General features: G+C 63.9%; 12 protein-coding genes and 1 pseudogene. 10 read left to right on the top strand and 3 right to left on the bottom strand.

What is annotated here, in order from left to right:
• Positions 1–167 precede the first annotated feature (167 nt).
• Positions 168–1,049, top strand: a pseudogene (ku, locus tag EUU22_RS19350) (non-homologous end joining protein Ku); the annotation flags it as partial.
• Between the two features lie 100 nt (positions 1,050–1,149).
• Positions 1,150–3,654: a DNA ligase D gene (ligD, locus tag EUU22_RS19345; protein ID WP_129333604.1), complete on the top strand. Its 2,505-nt coding sequence runs from the start codon at positions 1,150–1,152 to the stop codon at positions 3,652–3,654.
• Positions 3,655–3,704: 50 nt separating this feature from the next.
• On the opposite strand, the gene ku (EUU22_RS19340) is transcribed toward ligD, so the two are convergent.
• A complete protein-coding gene (ku, locus tag EUU22_RS19340) occupies positions 3,705–4,514 on the bottom strand; it encodes a non-homologous end joining protein Ku (protein ID WP_129333603.1) in 810 nt (269 codons plus the stop codon).
• 392 nt (positions 4,515–4,906) lie between these two features.
• Between ku (EUU22_RS19340) and EUU22_RS19330 the strand changes: the two genes are divergently transcribed.
• On the top strand, positions 4,907–5,164 hold the full coding sequence (locus EUU22_RS19330; protein WP_129333601.1) for a hypothetical protein: 258 nt from the start codon (positions 4,907–4,909) through the stop codon (positions 5,162–5,164).
• 30 nt (positions 5,165–5,194) lie between these two features.
• Here the strand turns inward: EUU22_RS19330 and EUU22_RS19325 are convergent, their stop codons facing one another.
• On the bottom strand, positions 5,195–6,259 hold the full coding sequence (locus EUU22_RS19325; protein ID WP_205687921.1) for a hypothetical protein: 1,065 nt from the start codon (positions 6,257–6,259) through the stop codon (positions 5,195–5,197).
• A gap of 238 nt (positions 6,260–6,497) precedes the next feature.
• Between EUU22_RS19325 and EUU22_RS19320 the strand changes: the two genes are divergently transcribed.
• Positions 6,498–7,010 (top strand): MarR family winged helix-turn-helix transcriptional regulator, encoded by a 513-nt coding sequence (locus tag EUU22_RS19320; RefSeq protein WP_129333599.1) that lies wholly within the window; start codon positions 6,498–6,500, stop codon positions 7,008–7,010.
• The gene (locus tag EUU22_RS19315; RefSeq protein ID WP_165351224.1) at positions 7,007–7,927 is read left to right on the top strand and encodes a DMT family transporter; all 921 of its coding nucleotides are present in this window, start codon (positions 7,007–7,009) and stop codon (positions 7,925–7,927) included. The genes EUU22_RS19320 and EUU22_RS19315 overlap by 4 nt, the downstream gene beginning before the upstream one ends.
• Before the next feature lie 22 nt (positions 7,928–7,949).
• Here the strand turns inward: EUU22_RS19315 and EUU22_RS19310 are convergent, their stop codons facing one another.
• Complete coding sequence (locus EUU22_RS19310) at positions 7,950–9,578, bottom strand: sensor histidine kinase (protein WP_245485139.1); 1,629 nt, start codon at positions 9,576–9,578, stop codon at positions 7,950–7,952.
• A gap of 292 nt (positions 9,579–9,870) precedes the next feature.
• On the opposite strand from EUU22_RS19310, the gene EUU22_RS19305 reads away from it, so the two are divergent.
• The 5 genes from EUU22_RS19305 (at position 9,871) to EUU22_RS19285 (ending at position 15,096) form a co-directional block, all read left to right on the top strand.
• Positions 9,871–10,848, top strand: a complete 978-nt coding sequence (locus tag EUU22_RS19305; protein ID WP_129333597.1) for an SDR family oxidoreductase — start codon at positions 9,871–9,873, stop codon at positions 10,846–10,848.
• A gap of 71 nt (positions 10,849–10,919) precedes the next feature.
• Positions 10,920–11,210, top strand: coding sequence for a BON domain-containing protein (locus EUU22_RS19300; protein WP_129333596.1), 291 nt, complete (start codon positions 10,920–10,922; stop codon positions 11,208–11,210).
• Between the two features lie 18 nt (positions 11,211–11,228).
• Positions 11,229–11,924, top strand: a complete 696-nt coding sequence (locus tag EUU22_RS19295; RefSeq protein ID WP_205687920.1) for a DUF4334 domain-containing protein — start codon at positions 11,229–11,231, stop codon at positions 11,922–11,924.
• A gap of 197 nt (positions 11,925–12,121) precedes the next feature.
• Positions 12,122–13,786: a type I secretion system permease/ATPase gene (locus EUU22_RS19290; protein WP_245485137.1), complete on the top strand. Its 1,665-nt coding sequence runs from the start codon at positions 12,122–12,124 to the stop codon at positions 13,784–13,786.
• Positions 13,783–15,096, top strand: a complete 1,314-nt coding sequence (locus tag EUU22_RS19285; protein ID WP_205687919.1) for an HlyD family type I secretion periplasmic adaptor subunit — start codon at positions 13,783–13,785, stop codon at positions 15,094–15,096. The genes EUU22_RS19290 and EUU22_RS19285 overlap by 4 nt, the downstream gene beginning before the upstream one ends.
• Positions 15,097–15,110: the final 14 nt, after the last annotated feature.

Here is a 15,110-nt window from a genome sequence, read left to right as displayed (position 1 = left end):
GGAAGAGCGGGCTCTCGCCCGGCAGCCACCGAAGACTGTTCCCTGAACTGCTTCAATGAAAAAGACATACCGGACCGAGACCGGTACGACGGGCTGGCGTCATGCCTCGAAGGGATTCACGGCCGGCGGAATCCCATTCCGACGTATCCTCCAATCTTTATGGTTAATTGGTTGCTCTAAGGTTAACAAAGTCCTTCCGGCGGAAACCGCCTTCCCGTCGACCCCGGAGCGGATGCGGCTCGGGCAGGAACAAAAGCGGCAAACCTGCATTTCGCCCCTATCGAGACGGAGGATTTGTCTTGGCGGCACGCGCGATCTGGAGAGGCCATCTTTCGGTCGGGGAACTGATTTGCTCGGTGACGCTCCACGGCGCTGCGTCCGAAGGAGAGCGCATATCTTTCCATATCATCAATCGTGAGACCGGCCACCGCGTGCGCCGGCGGTTTGTCGACGGCGAAAACGGCAAGCCGGTCGAGGACGAGGATATCGTCAAGGGCTATGAGACGCCGGACGGAGACTTCGTGATCCTCGATCCGGAGGAGGTCAAGGCCGCGGTGCCGGAGAGCGACAAGCGTCTGGAGATGCAGGCATTCATCGCCTGCAACGACGTCGACACGACCTTCTTCGAAAGGCCCTATTTCGTGGCACCGGCCGACGAGGATGCCGCGGATGCCTATGCGCTCATCCGCGACGCCATGGAGGAGGAGAAGGTGGCCGGTCTCGCGCGGACCGTGCTCTTCCGGCGGGTGCGGACGCTGCTCGTTCGGCCGCATGGGGAAGGCATGATCGCAACCACCCTCAATTTCGACTATGAGGTCCGTAGCGACACGGAGATCTTCGAGGAGATTTCCGACATCCGCGTTTCGGGAGAGATGCTCGATCTCGCCCGCCACATCATCGAGACGAAGATGGGACGGTTCGAGCCCTCCGCGTTCGACGACCGCTACGAACAGGCGGTTGCCGAACTCGTCAAGGCGAAACTCGCCGGTCGCCGGCCGAAGAAGCTCCGAAAGGTCGAGACGGGGAAGGTCACCGACCTGATGGAAGCATTGCGGCGCAGTGCAGGGGCCGAGCATGCGGACAGGAAACGCGGCAAGACGAAAGCCACCGGACGCGAGGCCGGGCAGCGCAGAAAGGCAGGCTGATCCCGTGTCCCTGCAGACCTATCGCAAGAAACGGAATTTCCACGGGTCTCCCGAACCACGGGGAGGCGAGCGCGCCGTCTCCGGCAACAGCTTCGTGATCCAGAAACACGCCGCCCGGCGCCTGCATTACGACTTCCGCCTGGAGATGGACGGTGTCCTCAAGAGCTGGGCCGTCACCCGCGGCCCAAGCCTCGTGCCGGGGGAGAAGCGACTCGCCGTTCATGTCGAGGATCATCCGATCGAATACGGCGGGTTCGAAGGCAGCATCCCGAAGGGGCATTACGGCGCCGGCAATGTCATCATCTGGGACCGCGGGACATGGCAACCGCTCGGCGACATGCACAAGGCCTATCGCAAGGGCCATCTCGAATTCGAGCTCGACGGGGAGAAGCTCAGCGGCCGATGGCACCTCGTCCGCATGGCCGCCAACGGCGAAAAGCGCGAGAACTGGCTGCTCATCAAGGGCGAGGACGAAGCTGCGCGCGAGGAAAGCGATCCGGACATCATCGAGGAACAACCGCTGTCAGTGGTCTCCGGCCGCGATGTCGATGGGGCCGGAGACCCGCCCGGGAAACCATCGAAGGCGCGCGGCAAGGGAAAGAACGTGCAGGCGGCAGCGGAGGCGGTGATCGATCCAGCGGCGGTCAAGGGATCGCGGAAGGCCCCCATACCCGACTTCATCGATCCCGAGCTTGCAACCCTTGTCAAGGCAGCGCCGAAGGGCAAACACTGGCTTCATGAGGTGAAGTTCGACGGCTATCGCCTGCAGGCGAGGTTCGAAGGCGGCAAGGTGCGACTGCTGACGCGCAGCGGCCTCGACTGGACCGACCGCTTCGGACGGCCTCTTGTCGCCGAGCTCGAGGCGCTTCCCGTGAAAAGCGCAATCCTGGACGGGGAGGTAGTGGTCGAGGGCCAGGCCGGCGCAAGCAGCTTCTCGCAGCTCCAGGCCGATCTGAGCGAAGGTCGCTCCGACCGCTTTCTCCTCTATCTCTTCGACCTCCTCTATCTCGACGGCGCGGATCTCCGGGGCGCAAAGCTCACGGACCGCAAGTCGCTGCTGCGGCTGGTGCTTCCTGCCGATGCCCAGACCTTGCGCTACAGCGAGGACTTCGCCGAGAGCGGCGAGATGGTGCTGCGTCATGCCTGCCGGCTCAGCCTGGAGGGCATCGTCTCGAAGCGTGCGGATGCCCCCTATCGGTCGGGACGCGGGCGCGACTGGGTCAAATCGAAGTGCTCGGCACGTCAGGAGCTCGTGATCGGCGGCTACGTCCCCTCCTCGGTTACCCGAGGGGCGATCGGATCGCTGGTCATGGGGCACTACGACGAGAAGGGCCGTCTCTCCCATGCCGGCCGCGTCGGCACCGGCTACAGCGCCACCGTGGCCAAGCAGCTCTACCGCACCTTGAGTGCCCTCCAGCAGGAGGAGTCGCCTTTCACGGGACGTCTCTCCGCGACGGAACGCCGCGATGTCGTCTTCGTGCGGCCGGAGCTCGTCGCCGAAATCGAGTTCCGCGGCTGGACGGCGGATGCCCATCTGCGGCATGCTTCCTTCCGCGGTCTGCGGGAAGACAAGGCGGCGCGCGAGGTGGTGCAGGAAACGACAGCCGAGAACGCGAAGGATACGCCGCCCAAGCGCAGCGTGGCACTCACCCATGCCGACCGCATCTATTGGCCGGAGGCTGGCGTCACCAAGGCCGGCCTCGCCGACTACTACCTGCAAGTCTGGCCCTTTATGGCGCCCTTCATCGTCCATCGTCCACTGGCGCTTCTGCGATGCCCGGAAGGCATCTCCGGCTCCTGCTTCTTCCAGAAACACGTGTGGCGCGGCATGCGCAAGGAGATCCGGCAGGTCGACGATCCGAAGGAAAGCGGCGACGAGCACTACGTTGCCATCGAGGATCTCGACGGGCTGCTCGGGCTGGTACAGGGCGGCGTCCTGGAAATCCACCCCTGGGGATCGACGCTCGACGCGTGGGAAAAGCCGGACATGGTGAACATGGACCTCGATCCGGGCCCGGACGTCTCCTGGGAGCGCGTCATCGAGGCGGCGCGAGAGGTGCGCGCGCGCTTCGCCGACATCGGTCTCACCGGCTTCGTCAAGACGTCGGGCGGCAAGGGCCTGCACATCGTCGCACCGCTGAAACCGAAGACCGAGTGGCCCGACGTGAAGGCGGCCATGAAGGCGGTCGCGGAGGCCATGGCGGCGGATTCGCCGGAGAACTACGTCGCGACGGTCTCCAAGGCGAAGCGCAAGGGCAAGATCCTGGTCGATTACCTGCGCAACGGTCGGGGCGCCACGGCCGTCGCCCCCTATTCTTCCCGTGCCCGCGAAGGCGCCCCCGTGTCGATGCCGCTCGACTGGGAGGAACTGACGCCGGCCATCGGTCCGGCCCATTTCACCGTCAACAATGCATCGGCGCGCCTCTCGCAACTTTCTGCCGATCCGTGGAAGGATTTCCGCGCCGCCGAGGCCGTGCTCAAACCCGTAGAGCCGGCGCGTCGGCGCTAAGGTCCCGTCGGTCCCCGCATGGAGAATGCGACCCCGGGTGATCGTGCGCGTCAGCGGCGCGGGGAGCGGCGCTCGGATGAGAGGCTCTTGCGCAGGGCGCTCATGATGTCGATGACGTTGCTTTCCGGCGCCGGCTCCCTCTTCTGCGGCTGCGGCGCTTTCTTTTTTCCCTTCCGACGCGCACGGATGATGTCGTGCAGACGTGCCTCCACGGGGTCGGTCACCATCTCGGGGCTCCATTTTTCCATCCGCTCGGCGATCACCTTGCGCATCATCGACAGGGCTTTCCCCGACGGCTTCGCCTTGCCGGCGGCGGAGAACAGGTTCTCCGCATCGCGCACTTCGTCGCCGAAACGCAGCGTCCAGACGATCATGCCCTTGCCCCGCGGCAGCAGAAGTACGGGATGCTCCCGCCTATTGAGAACGAGGCGAGCGATCCCCGCCGTTCCGGTCTTCGCCGTTGCCTCGCGGATCACGGAGAACGCTTCCTCGCTCACCTCATCGGCGGGCGCGAGGTAGTGCGGCTTGTCATACCAGATCCAGCCGATGGACGAGGCCGGCACGAACTGTTCGATGTCGATCGTCCGTGTACTTTCCAGCGCGACATCATCAAGTTCCTCATCCTCGAAAAGGACGTAGTCGCCCTCGCCGCGCGGAAAGCCCTTCAGCTGATCCTCCTCCTCGACTGGCTTGCCGTTCTCCGCATCGACATATTCGCTGACGACCTGGTGGCCGGTACGACGGTCGACATTCCGGAAACGCAGCTTGGCCGCGGCCGTGACCGCCGGCGTCATCGTCACCCGACAGGTCACGAGCGAAAGCTTGAGGTAGCCTTTCCAGAAAGCGCGCTGCTGGGGCATGTGATCCCCTTCCGTGGGTTCCCGTCGCCCTGATGGAGGCGACGGGAGTCAGTCTTTCCAAGAAACAGGAAGGACATTACTTGCTGGGCGTTGGCTGGCCCTGGGTCTGACCATCAGTGCCAGTCGATGGCGGCGGAGTGGTAGTCTGGTCGGCAGGGGCGGCCGGTGCTGCCGGTGCGGCCGGAGCCGTCTGCTCAGTCGCAGGCGCCTGTTCGGTCGTCGTCGACTGTTTGTTCTCGTCGCTGCAAGCGGCGAGGAATGCGAGTCCGAAGGCAAGAATTATCGTCTTCTTCATGGTCGTTGATACTCCGTTCAACACGTGAAATCATTGCCCTCGCAATTTGTTCCTTCTGCGGCAAAGCAACGAATTGGTGTAGGAGACCGCAAGAGCCATGAAAGAACTGACACGGCAGGATATCGAAGGGCGTCTTAACGCCCATCGCGAGCTTCTGGTCACTATCCTTTCCTTATTGATGAAGGAGCCGGCCGGAGCGCAGATCATCCGCTACCTTGAGCAGGAGGACATGCCGCTCGACGGCGCGGAAGACCCGGGGCTCACGCCGTCGGCCGGGTATGCCCGGGAGGCGGTGATGGCCGACGAAGTGCGGGCGGTGCTCGATGCCGCCCGCGCCCGGGCAGCGGCATCGTGATCGCCATCACCCCGCGGTGACGCCCTCGTCTCAATAATCCGCCAGAGGCGCGTTGATCGCCCGGCGCGGTGGCCAGGGATTGTGAAACATCGCCTCCTCGAGGATCGGATGCCCGTGGAAGAGCGCATAGTTGACGTGGCCAGGCGCGCACTCCGCCTCCGAAATGTAGTCGAGGATGAGGTGCCGCCAATGTTCGCAGGCGGGGATGTCGGGATCGATCGTTCCGTCGAGAGTGACCTCGGTCGGCACCAGCACGTCGGTGTGATAGAGTGCCCCATAGACGCGCTGCGAATAGTCGTCCGGGACGTAACGCGGCAACTTCGGCAGCTTCCGCCGTTCTTCGAGCGCGCGAGGATCGTCTTCACGATTGTGCCAGCTGCAACTCGGCATGGTTCCGTGACCAATACCGCCATTGCCGATCGACCGGATCGCAGTCTCCATGACCCTGTCGATCGCCTCCGTCAGCGACCCTGAAAGCCCGCGCTTCACCAAAGAATTTGCCCAATGACCGGGGCTGTTGACCGAGATCATCAGCCCACCTGGGACCCTTCGATCATGGTTACGGGTACGATGAGCCGACGGGTAGAAGATATTGATGCCAGCCTTGAAGAGAGCGACGCCTCCGTCGCGCAGCGGCAGGGACTCCGTGTAGATCACATCCCGCTCGATAGGAGCGTGCTCGACGAGATAGAGATTGGCGATCCGCTCGCAGATCGCCAATAGTGACGGACCCGGCTTAAGGAACGCGAGACGCGGGCCGTTGAACATAATCAGGAAACCGTGCGCCAATCCCTCCGCGGCGTTCGCCTTCCAGGCCCGCCTGGCCCTCTGGATCTTGTCGCGAACATGATCGTCACCGCAGGCGATCTCGGCCTCGTCGATCCAGCAAACATCGATACCGATGCCCTGCATGCCGCGTGCACCAAGCCTGCCGAAGAGACATGGCTGGTGGCGCGACGCCCAGTTCAGAAAGGCCGCGCAACGGTCTTCACGGCATTTCAGCGAGTCGAGCAATTCGGCGTTGGCGGCATCGATGTCGGCACCGAAACTCGTATCCGGCTCGTGCCTTTGGGCATGGTCGAGCAATTCGTGCAAAGAAAGTGTTCGAGAGTATGTATCCAGATCAATGAGCATATCGTCCCCCAGTAGGCCCCTTGGATATATAGATGACTTGCTCATATATTTTTAAACGTCAAGTAGCAATTTCGCCACACACCTGCAATGCGGGTGTGAATATCACTTATATACGTGGCATTAAGGTGGAGATAACAATTCCTCGCCGTACCGTCAGAGAACGCTTGATATATGATCAAAACATACATATCATTGATAGATGACCAAGGTATCGAACATGCTCGGCGCACTGGCGATCATCCTCGCGGACGAGATGCGCGAGGCCGTCGACGAGGCGCTTAGAACCACAGGCGAAACGGCGGCAGCGCTGATCATGCTCGGCGCCCATCCGGGGGTTCAGATCGGCGAACTGGCAACGGCCCTGCACCTTACTCACAGCGGCGCTGTACGTCTGGTCGACCGGCTACAGAAGGAAGAACTCGTCCGGCGCGAGGTGGGCCAGGATTCCCGGACCGTGGTGCTCCGTCTCACGCGGGAAGGAGCCAAGCGCCGGCTCGTCGCCTTGCGGCAGCGGGACCGCGTGCTCGAGCGGGCGCTCGCCCATCTTTCCGACGCGGAGGCGGAGGTGCTCGGCCACTGTGTCGACAAGATGCTGCGCGGCCTCCTGACGAAGAAGGAACACGGCTACCGCTATTGCCGGATGTGCGACGAGGACACTTGTGTGCCCGAGCACTGCCCGGTCGAAGAGCGATGGGAGGAATTGTTCGGATGAGCGAAACGCTTGCAACCCCGCTCGCGGTTGCGGGCAAACGCCGCTGGATCGCCGTCTCCGCGATGATCGGATCGGCCGCTTGCTGGGGCTTTGCGACCGTCATGTCCCGCGACCTTCTCGACACCATGTCATCGAGTGCGCTGCTGGTGGTTCAACTGACGGCCAGCGTTGCCGCACTTCTGCTTCTCGCCATCCCGAACGCACCCTGGCGATACCGCTCGAATGGAATCGGACAGGCCGCCTTGATCGGCATCCTTGAACCGGGGCTCACCTATACGATCGGACTGGTCGGCCTTTCGCTCACCTCCGCCAACAGCGCATCGGTGATCAGTGCGTCCGAGCCGGTGTTGATCGTGTTGGTCGCCTGGCTGCTTCTGCGCCAACGCCCGTCACCCGCGCTCATCGGCTGCATCGGGCTCGCAGTCGTCGGCCTGCTACTGGTATCCGGGGAGGCACTCATCGAGCGTGGGCAGACAAGCTCGGCCGGAGACAGTCTGATTGTCCTGGCGACGCTATTTGCCGCAAGTTACGTGGTGTTGTCATCAAGGGTGACCGGAGATTTTCCCGCGGCTACCCTCGCTTCAGCCCAGCAGATCGTCGGCTTGGCCTTCGCAATCGGTGTCTTTCTGATCGTGCAAAGCGCCGGTCTGGAACGGCAGACCCTCATTGCGCTTTCACCCGGGGTGCTCGCCTATGCGGCGTTCTCGGGCGTCATCCAGTATGCCCTTGCCTTCTGGCTCTATCTCGTCGGCCTACGATATCTCTCGCCGGCCGCCGCAGGCCTCTGGCTGACGCTGGTACCCGTCTTCGGTCTCATCGGCGCTTATGTGTGGCTGCACGAGATTCCGACGGGGTGGATGATCGCCGGTGCGGCACTGATCATCGGTGCGGTCGTCATCGGCCGGTCGCAGGAATAGGCGCGGCACGACACGCAGTCCCTCAGTGCCCGGACTGGTCGTTCTCGATCTCGAAGGCGCGGAATGGAGCTTTCAGGATCCAGGTCATGCCATCGCGGCGATAGTGAAGTTCCACCTTGCCGCCGAAAGCGCTGGCGGCGTGGCGCTCGATGATCGTCGTGCCGAAGCCGCGGCGATGTGGCTCCTCCACGGGAGGCCCACCGCTCTCCGCCCAGCAGATTTCGAGCATCGGCCCGAGGTCACCTTCGGCGATGTGCCACTTCACGAGAATCCGGCCGCTCGGCGTCGAGAGCGCCCCGTACTTCACCGAGTTCGTCCCGAGTTCGTAGAATACGAGGCCGAGATTCTGCACCGCCTGGGTATTCAGAGTGAAATCCCTACCCACCAGGGTTACACGGTCGCACGAGCCAGCAACAGTGGAGAGCTGAAGGTTGACGAGTTGCGAAAGCGGAATGCCGACCCATTGTTCGCGCGCAAGCGCCTCGATGGAGCGAGCAAGGCCGGAGAGACGGCCACCGATGGCCGCCTGAAACTCCTCCATGTTGCTGCTCTTCCGGGAGATTTGGCGCATCATGGACTGCACCAGAGTGAGGATGTTCGTCGTGCGGTGGACCAGCTCATTGAGAACCAGATGAACGCGATCCTCCGCCTGGCGCCGGTCGAAGGATGCGTTGGAGAGTGCTATGGCGACCTGGTTCGCCTCGGTGATCTTCGTCACCACCGGAGAGACGATTTCTCCTTCACCGATCTGCTCGGCCATCGCGGTGATCTGCCTCACCGACCGGCGCAGCTGCTGCGCCACCGCCCAGGCCACCAACAGACTGAGGACCAACAGGATCGAGCTGCCGAAGAAGAGGCGGCGCCAGGTGCTCATGAGAGTTTCTTGCGCGGAGGAGATCGGCCCCCAGGTCACGGTTCGCCAGCTCCAGCCGGGAATTCGGTAGTACCCGACCAGGGTCTGCGGATCGGACTCCGGAACGACGGCGCTGTCATTGCCCCCCGTCATTACGTCCACCATCTCTTTCGGAAACGGGGTTCCCGAAGGCTGATTATCCGGCCCGCTCGACACCACCACATCGCCGTTTGCATCGATGATCGCCGCGGACCAGCCGGGCGGCAGCGCGTCCGTCGCCGTCATGCTGGACAGGTCGCCGGCGTCCTGGGCGAGGATCATCGCCGCGGCATTCGGCGACTGGTCCCGCGTCAGCGGCGTGGTGACGTTGAACACCCACCGCTGGCTCGTCGCGCCGAAGAAGATATCGGAAACCTCGATCTGTCCCGACGAGAGCGCGGACTGCAAGGCTGGCACATTGGACATTCGTTGCAGCGGCTTACCCGGCGGTACGCGCGTATTCATGAGCTGCTCGCCCTGCCGGTCCACGAGCAGGAGATAGAGCGAGCTCGCCCGCAGGCTCGATGCGGTTCGGTCCTGAAAGGCGACGAGGTCGCCCGACTTCAATTCGGGTGAGGTCGATAGCAACCGCAGCGTGGTGGCCATCTCCTGGAGCCGGCGTTCGACGCTGCGACCGATCACCTGAGCATCTTGGGCCGTCTCACGGCGCAATGTCGCCCGCTCGCCGTTCTCGAGTTGCACCAGCAGGAAAACCACGAAACCGAGGAACGGCAGAATCGTAAGCGCCGCCATCGCCATGAGATAGATGCCGAGCGACGTGGTCGGAAAGAATCGGGATAACCCGCCTGAAGCCCTAGATCGTGCCAGAGTTCCCCGGGGAAACGTAAGCAACATCGTACACCATGACATCCTCGCCCTTTCTCCAGCCTCGAACATTAGTGATAACGCAGGTTCCTGCCACTGCCAACCGCCACACGGCCAAGTTTCGGAACAATCGCACCCGATGCATGGTTGGGTCGCACAGAGAGGCGATCGTTCGACCGAGCCGCCGATATCCGGAAACTCCCGACGATCAAGGAAGGGCAGAGCAATGGACAAACTCTCCGGCGACGGAACCAGAACAGCGGATGAACAACGCGAGATCCAGGAGGAGGTTGCAAGCGCCGATGCGAGCCAAGGCAAGTCGAAAGATGGAGTCCGCGCGGTCCAGGCGGGAGCACGGCGCTATCCCGAACCGCCATTTCCGCCGCAACACGAACCCAAACCGGGCATGGAATACCGTCTCGATCCGCCGCCGATGTACGACGCTCCCTTCTACAAGGGCTCGGGCAAGCTCGACGGCATGGTCGCGGTGATCACGGGCGGCGACTCGGGTATCGGCCGAGCCGTCGCAATTCTCTTCGCCCGCGAAGGCGCCGATGTGACGATCTCGCATCTGGCCGAGGACCGCGATGCGGATGAGACACGCCGCGCGGTCGAAGCGGAAGGGCGTCGCTGCCTCGTCAGCCGCGGAGACGTCCGCGATCCGGACTATTGCCGGCAGGTAATCGACCACACCGTCAGGACATTCGGTAAGATCGACGTTCTCGTCAACAACGCCGCCTTCCAGGTGCACTCGAAGACGATCGAAGATCTCTCGATCGAACATTTCGACATGACGATCAAGACCAGCCTCTACGGCTACTTTTACATGGCCAAGGCGGCGGTGCCACACCTCAAGGAAGGCTCGTCGATCATCAACACCGGCTCCGTCGTGGGGCTCATGGGTAGTGCGGCACTTCTCGATTATTCGATGACCAAGGGCGGAATCCACTCCTTTACCCGCGCTCTCGCCTCCAACCTGGTAAGCCGTGGCATACGCGTGAACGCCGTGGCGCCCGGCCCGGTCTGGACGCCGCTCAATCCGTCCGACAAGCAGGCCGAGCAGGTCTCGCAGTTTGGTTCCAAAGTGCCGATGAAACGTCCGGCGCAACCGGAAGAGTTGGCACCGGCCTATGTCTTCCTCGCCTCCCCGCAGTGCTCAAGCTACATCACCGGAGAGATCCTGCCGGTCATCGGCGGCTACTGACCACGGTTGAACAAACGCGTGCCCCGCGCGTTCTCCGTCAAGTGGCTCGGAAGGATGACAGGAGGCGCGACATGGTTTTCAAACCGCAGCGTTTTTTCGGAGGGAAGCCGGAGGTGGAGGTCGAATTCAGTGATCACGAACCGGTGGAGACGGCGGTGGCGCGGCTGCTCGCCGTCAGCGAAGGCGTTGACGCGAGTGATATCTCGGTAACCGCCGCCGGAAGTACGATCTTTCTCTCCGGCGGTGTCACCTGGCCCGAGGAAATCGACCGCGCCGTCGAAATCGCCCTTTCTGTTCCGGGCGTCGAGAAAGTCAACATCGATCTCGCGACGGAATATGCGCGCAAGCCTGACGACGCATGAGCGTCAAGGAGACGCGCCATGACAGGCTACATACGGATTGACGGCTGGCACCCGGCGATGGCGAGCGGAAGGCAGACTCGCGATTATGGCGTTGCCGAGATTTCCGATGCTCCGGCATCCGGACCGGCAGCGCCCGCCTGGCTCGCCGAGTGGGAGGATCATGCGATCTCGACACGGCTGGCGCTCGGCCACTTCGATGGATTGGAGGCCGTGGAGGAGGCGGGAATGCTGGGGCGCTGGCGCGGTCGGGATCTGCCGACAGGCCATCCGCTCGACGGCGTGCTCGAGGCACTTTCCTGGTACGGCAAGGATTTCCGCTCGTCCGAAGATGTCGACCCTCTGCTTTTCCGTCGCCGGAGTGGCAAGCTCTTTGCACTCGATCCCGCCCGTATTCCTCTCCGGCGTCTTCAGCGTCACCCGCGTCTGTGGCTCGGTCCGATCCCGGTGCAGCTCTTCCGTCGTTTCGGCCATCTCCTGTCGACCCGTCGGCCGGCCGCACGGCTGCGGAGTCTCGCTTTCCGCGGCGTCGTCAGCGCCGCGATGGTCTATGACTCGCTTCCGGTGATCGACTGTTTCCGGCGCATCGATGCAGTCCGTGTCCTCGGCCTGATGGACATGCGCGGCATGGAACAACCGTTCTTCTTTCTTCTCCGGCGGGAGGCGGACGCCGGCACCGCGCCGATACGTTACGGGGACGCGGGCCCGGCCATCTGAATTCCGCCCGATTTTCGCAGCATGGGGGAAGTGGCGTTGCCCGCGGGAGGCCGCCGGAAGCCATTGCAATCTCCGCGAGACTCTGCTGAAGCTTGCCGCAGCGGACGGCGGGAACGCCAGCGATTTCCTGAGAGTGCCAGGGGGATGATTTGACTGCCACATTGCAAGAGACGCGACGCCCCCTGGTTGCCGCGGCCTTGAGGCAAACCAGAGCCGCCTTCGCCGGCATCGTCGCCCTCAGTGCCGTGACCAACATCCTGATGCTCACCGGGCCGCTCTTCATGATGCAGGTCTACGACCGGGTTCTGGCGAGCCGCAGCGTGCCGACGCTGGTGGCGCTGTCGATGCTCGCCGTCGCGCTCTACGTGTTCCAGGCCCTGTTCGAGGTCATTCGTTCGCGTATCCTCACACAGATCGGACAGCGGCTCGAAGAACAGCTCGGCCGACCTGCCTTCGACGCCGTCCTCAAGCTGCCGCTTCGGCTTTCGAAGAAGGAAAGCGTGCCGCAACCGCTGCGCGATCTCGATCAGTTGCGCGGCTTCATGAGTGGCCAGGGCCCGATCGCGATCGCCGACCTGCCGTGGTTGCCGCTCTATCTCGTCATCCTCTTCCTCTTCCATCCGTATTTCGGCTGGCTCGCCGTCGCGGGTGCCATCGTGCTGATCGCGCTGACCCTCACCAGCGAAGTGATGTTGCGGGAACCGATGCGGCTCCTCTCCCTGCTTGCGGCAAGACGCTCCGACTACCTGGAAGCCGGACGGCGCAACGCCGAGGTGCTGCAGGCGATGGGCATGCGCGAAGCCTATGCCACCCGCTGGGATGCGACCAACGCCGACTTCATCGAAAAACAGCGACGTGCCGGCGACGTCACCAGCAGCTTCTCCGCGGCTTCCAAGATCTTCCGCCTCGCACTCCAGTCGGGCGTTCTGGCGCTCGGGGCCTGGCTGGCGATCTGGCAACTCGCCTCTCCCGGCGCGATGATCGCCGCCTCCATCCTCACCTCCCGGGCGCTGGCCCCCATCGAGCTGGTGATCGGCCAGTGGCGCGGCTTCGTGAACGCCCGCCAGGCGCGTCGGCGGCTTGAGGAAGTCCTCGAGAAGCTGAGAACCGGCAGCGTTCCGATGGCCCTGCCTGTGCCGCGGCAAACGATCGCGGCGGTCGCGATCACTGCGGTTGCGCCGGGCACGACCGCGATCATCGTCCGGGATGTCGGCTTCGAGCTCAAGGCCGGCCAGGGCCTCGGGATCATCGGACCGAGCGGCTCGGGCAAGTCGACGCTGGCGCGCATTCTCGTCGGCGTGTGGCCGGCGGCCCGCGGAACGGTACGGCTCGACGGAGCCGAACTCGCCCAGTGGGATCCCGAGGCGCTCGGCTCGGCGATCGGCTATCTGCCGCAAGACGTCGAACTCTTCGACGGCACCATCGCCGAGAACATCGCGCGGTTTTCGCCCCAGGCAAGGCCGGAGGCGATCATCGAGGCGGCGACGATGGCTGGCGCGCACAGCCTGATCCTTTCGATGCCGGACGGCTACGACACCCGCATCGGCGCCGGCGGCGCGATCCTGTCGGCCGGTCAACGACAGCGCGTCGGACTTGCCCGCGCCCTCTACGGCGCGCCGTTCCTCATCGTCCTCGATGAGCCGAATGCCAGCCTCGATGCTGAAGGGGAAGCCGCTCTCACCAATGCCATCATCGCCGCCCGCAAGGCGGGCTCGGTCGTGATCGTCATCGCCCACCGCCCGAGTGCGCTTGCCGCCGTCGATCATGTCCTCGTTCTCAACGAGGGTCGCATGGTCGCCTTCGGCCCGCGCGACGAAGTCTTGCGCAAGACGACGGTCCGCGCCGTTTCGGAGAATTCATGACAGACAGTCCGCGCAAGAGCCGGGCCTCCCGCTCCATCGCCCGTTCCATGACGGTCGCCGTGGCGGCGATCGCCGTGCTCGTTCTCGGGATCGGCGGCTGGGCCGCAACCAGCAAGCTCGCGGGCGCGGTGGTCGCGCCGGGCATGGTCGTCGTCGAAGGCAACGTCAAGCTGGTGCAGCACCGCAGCGGCGGCATTGTCGGCGAGATCCGCGTCAAGAACGGCTCTCGGGTCGCCGCCGGCGACCTCCTCATCCGCCTCGACGCCACGATCACGCGGGCCAACCTGGCGGTGATCACCAAGCAGATCGACCAGCTGACCGCGCGCCGCATGCGGCTTGCCGCCGAACGCGACGAAGCGGCGGAGGTCACGGTGCCCGACGAGTTGAAGGCGCGGCTGTCCGAGCCGGAGGTCGCCGACTACGTGAACGCCGAGGAGGCGCTTTTCAAGGCCCGCAAGCGCACGATCGAGGGGCAGAAGGCCCAGCTTCGCGAGCGCATCGACCAGATCCGGCAGGAATCGGAAGGGCTCGTCGCCCGCCGTGCCGCCAAGGACGACGAGTTGAAGCTCATCGAGGAGGAGCTAGCGGGCGTCGTCACGCTGCACGAAAAGCAGCTGACCCCCTTCTCACAGGTCGCGGCGCTCCAGCGCGTGAAGGCGCAGCTTGCCGGCGAACGCGGGCAGCTCACCTCGGAGATCGCGCGCGCGGCGACCCGCATCACCGAAACCGAGCTGCAGATCCTGCAGCTCGACCAGGACCGGCGCGCCGAGGTGCTGACGGAACTCAGGGATATCGAGAACAAGCTTGCCGAACTCGCCGAACAGCGGGTGGCTGCCCTCGACGAACTGAAGCGCGTGGATATCCTCGCGCCGCAGGCAGGCCTCGTGCACGAGCTTGCGGTGCATACGATCGGCGGCGTGATCGCACCGGGCGAAACAATCATGCAGATCGTGCCGGTGAACGACACGCTGGTCGTCGAAGCGCGCGTGCGTCCGGCCGACATCGACCAGCTGCATGCAGGCCAGCAGGCGGTCCTGCGCTTTTCCGCCTTCAGCCAGCGCACGACGCCCGAAATCTTCGGGACGGTCGAGACGATCGGCGCCAATCTGAGTGCCAGCAAGGAGACCGGCGAGACCTGGTACACGGTGCGCATCGATATGTCGCGGGAGGAAATCGCCAAGCTCGGCAACCTCGTCCTGCAATCGGGAATGCCGGTCGAGGCCTTCATCGAAACCGGCGAGCGCACGGCACTTTCCTATCTGACGAAGCCGCTCGCCGACCAGATCGCCCGCGCCATGCGGGAGGACTGATACCAAATCTCGAT

The sequence above is a fragment of the Ciceribacter ferrooxidans genome (assembly GCF_004137355.1).
Taxonomy (GTDB): Bacteria; Pseudomonadota; Alphaproteobacteria; order Rhizobiales; family Rhizobiaceae; genus Allorhizobium; species Allorhizobium ferrooxidans.
The sequence above is the reverse complement of the archived record's forward strand: the minus strand, read 5'-3'. Positions and strand labels throughout refer to the sequence as shown.

What these genes read in the sequence shown, in the direction of transcription:
- ku (WP_129333603.1), bottom strand. Translation starts at nt 4,514, where the DNA reads ATGCCCCAGCAGCGCGCTTTCTGGAAAGGCTACCTCAAGCTTTCGCTC.
- EUU22_RS19330 (WP_129333601.1), top strand. Translation starts at nt 4,907, where the DNA reads ATGAAAGAACTGACACGGCAGGATATCGAAGGGCGTCTTAACGCCCAT.
- EUU22_RS19320 (WP_129333599.1), top strand. Translation starts at nt 6,498, where the DNA reads ATGACCAAGGTATCGAACATGCTCGGCGCACTGGCGATCATCCTCGCG.
- EUU22_RS19315 (WP_165351224.1), top strand. Translation starts at nt 7,007, where the DNA reads ATGAGCGAAACGCTTGCAACCCCGCTCGCGGTTGCGGGCAAACGCCGC.
- EUU22_RS19310 (WP_245485139.1), bottom strand. Translation starts at nt 9,578, where the DNA reads ATGGCGATGGCGGCGCTTACGATTCTGCCGTTCCTCGGTTTCGTGGTT.
- EUU22_RS19305 (WP_129333597.1), top strand. Translation starts at nt 9,871, where the DNA reads ATGGACAAACTCTCCGGCGACGGAACCAGAACAGCGGATGAACAACGC.
- EUU22_RS19300 (WP_129333596.1), top strand. Translation starts at nt 10,920, where the DNA reads ATGGTTTTCAAACCGCAGCGTTTTTTCGGAGGGAAGCCGGAGGTGGAG.
- EUU22_RS19295 (WP_205687920.1), top strand. Translation starts at nt 11,229, where the DNA reads ATGACAGGCTACATACGGATTGACGGCTGGCACCCGGCGATGGCGAGC.
- EUU22_RS19285 (WP_205687919.1), top strand. Translation starts at nt 13,783, where the DNA reads ATGACAGACAGTCCGCGCAAGAGCCGGGCCTCCCGCTCCATCGCCCGT.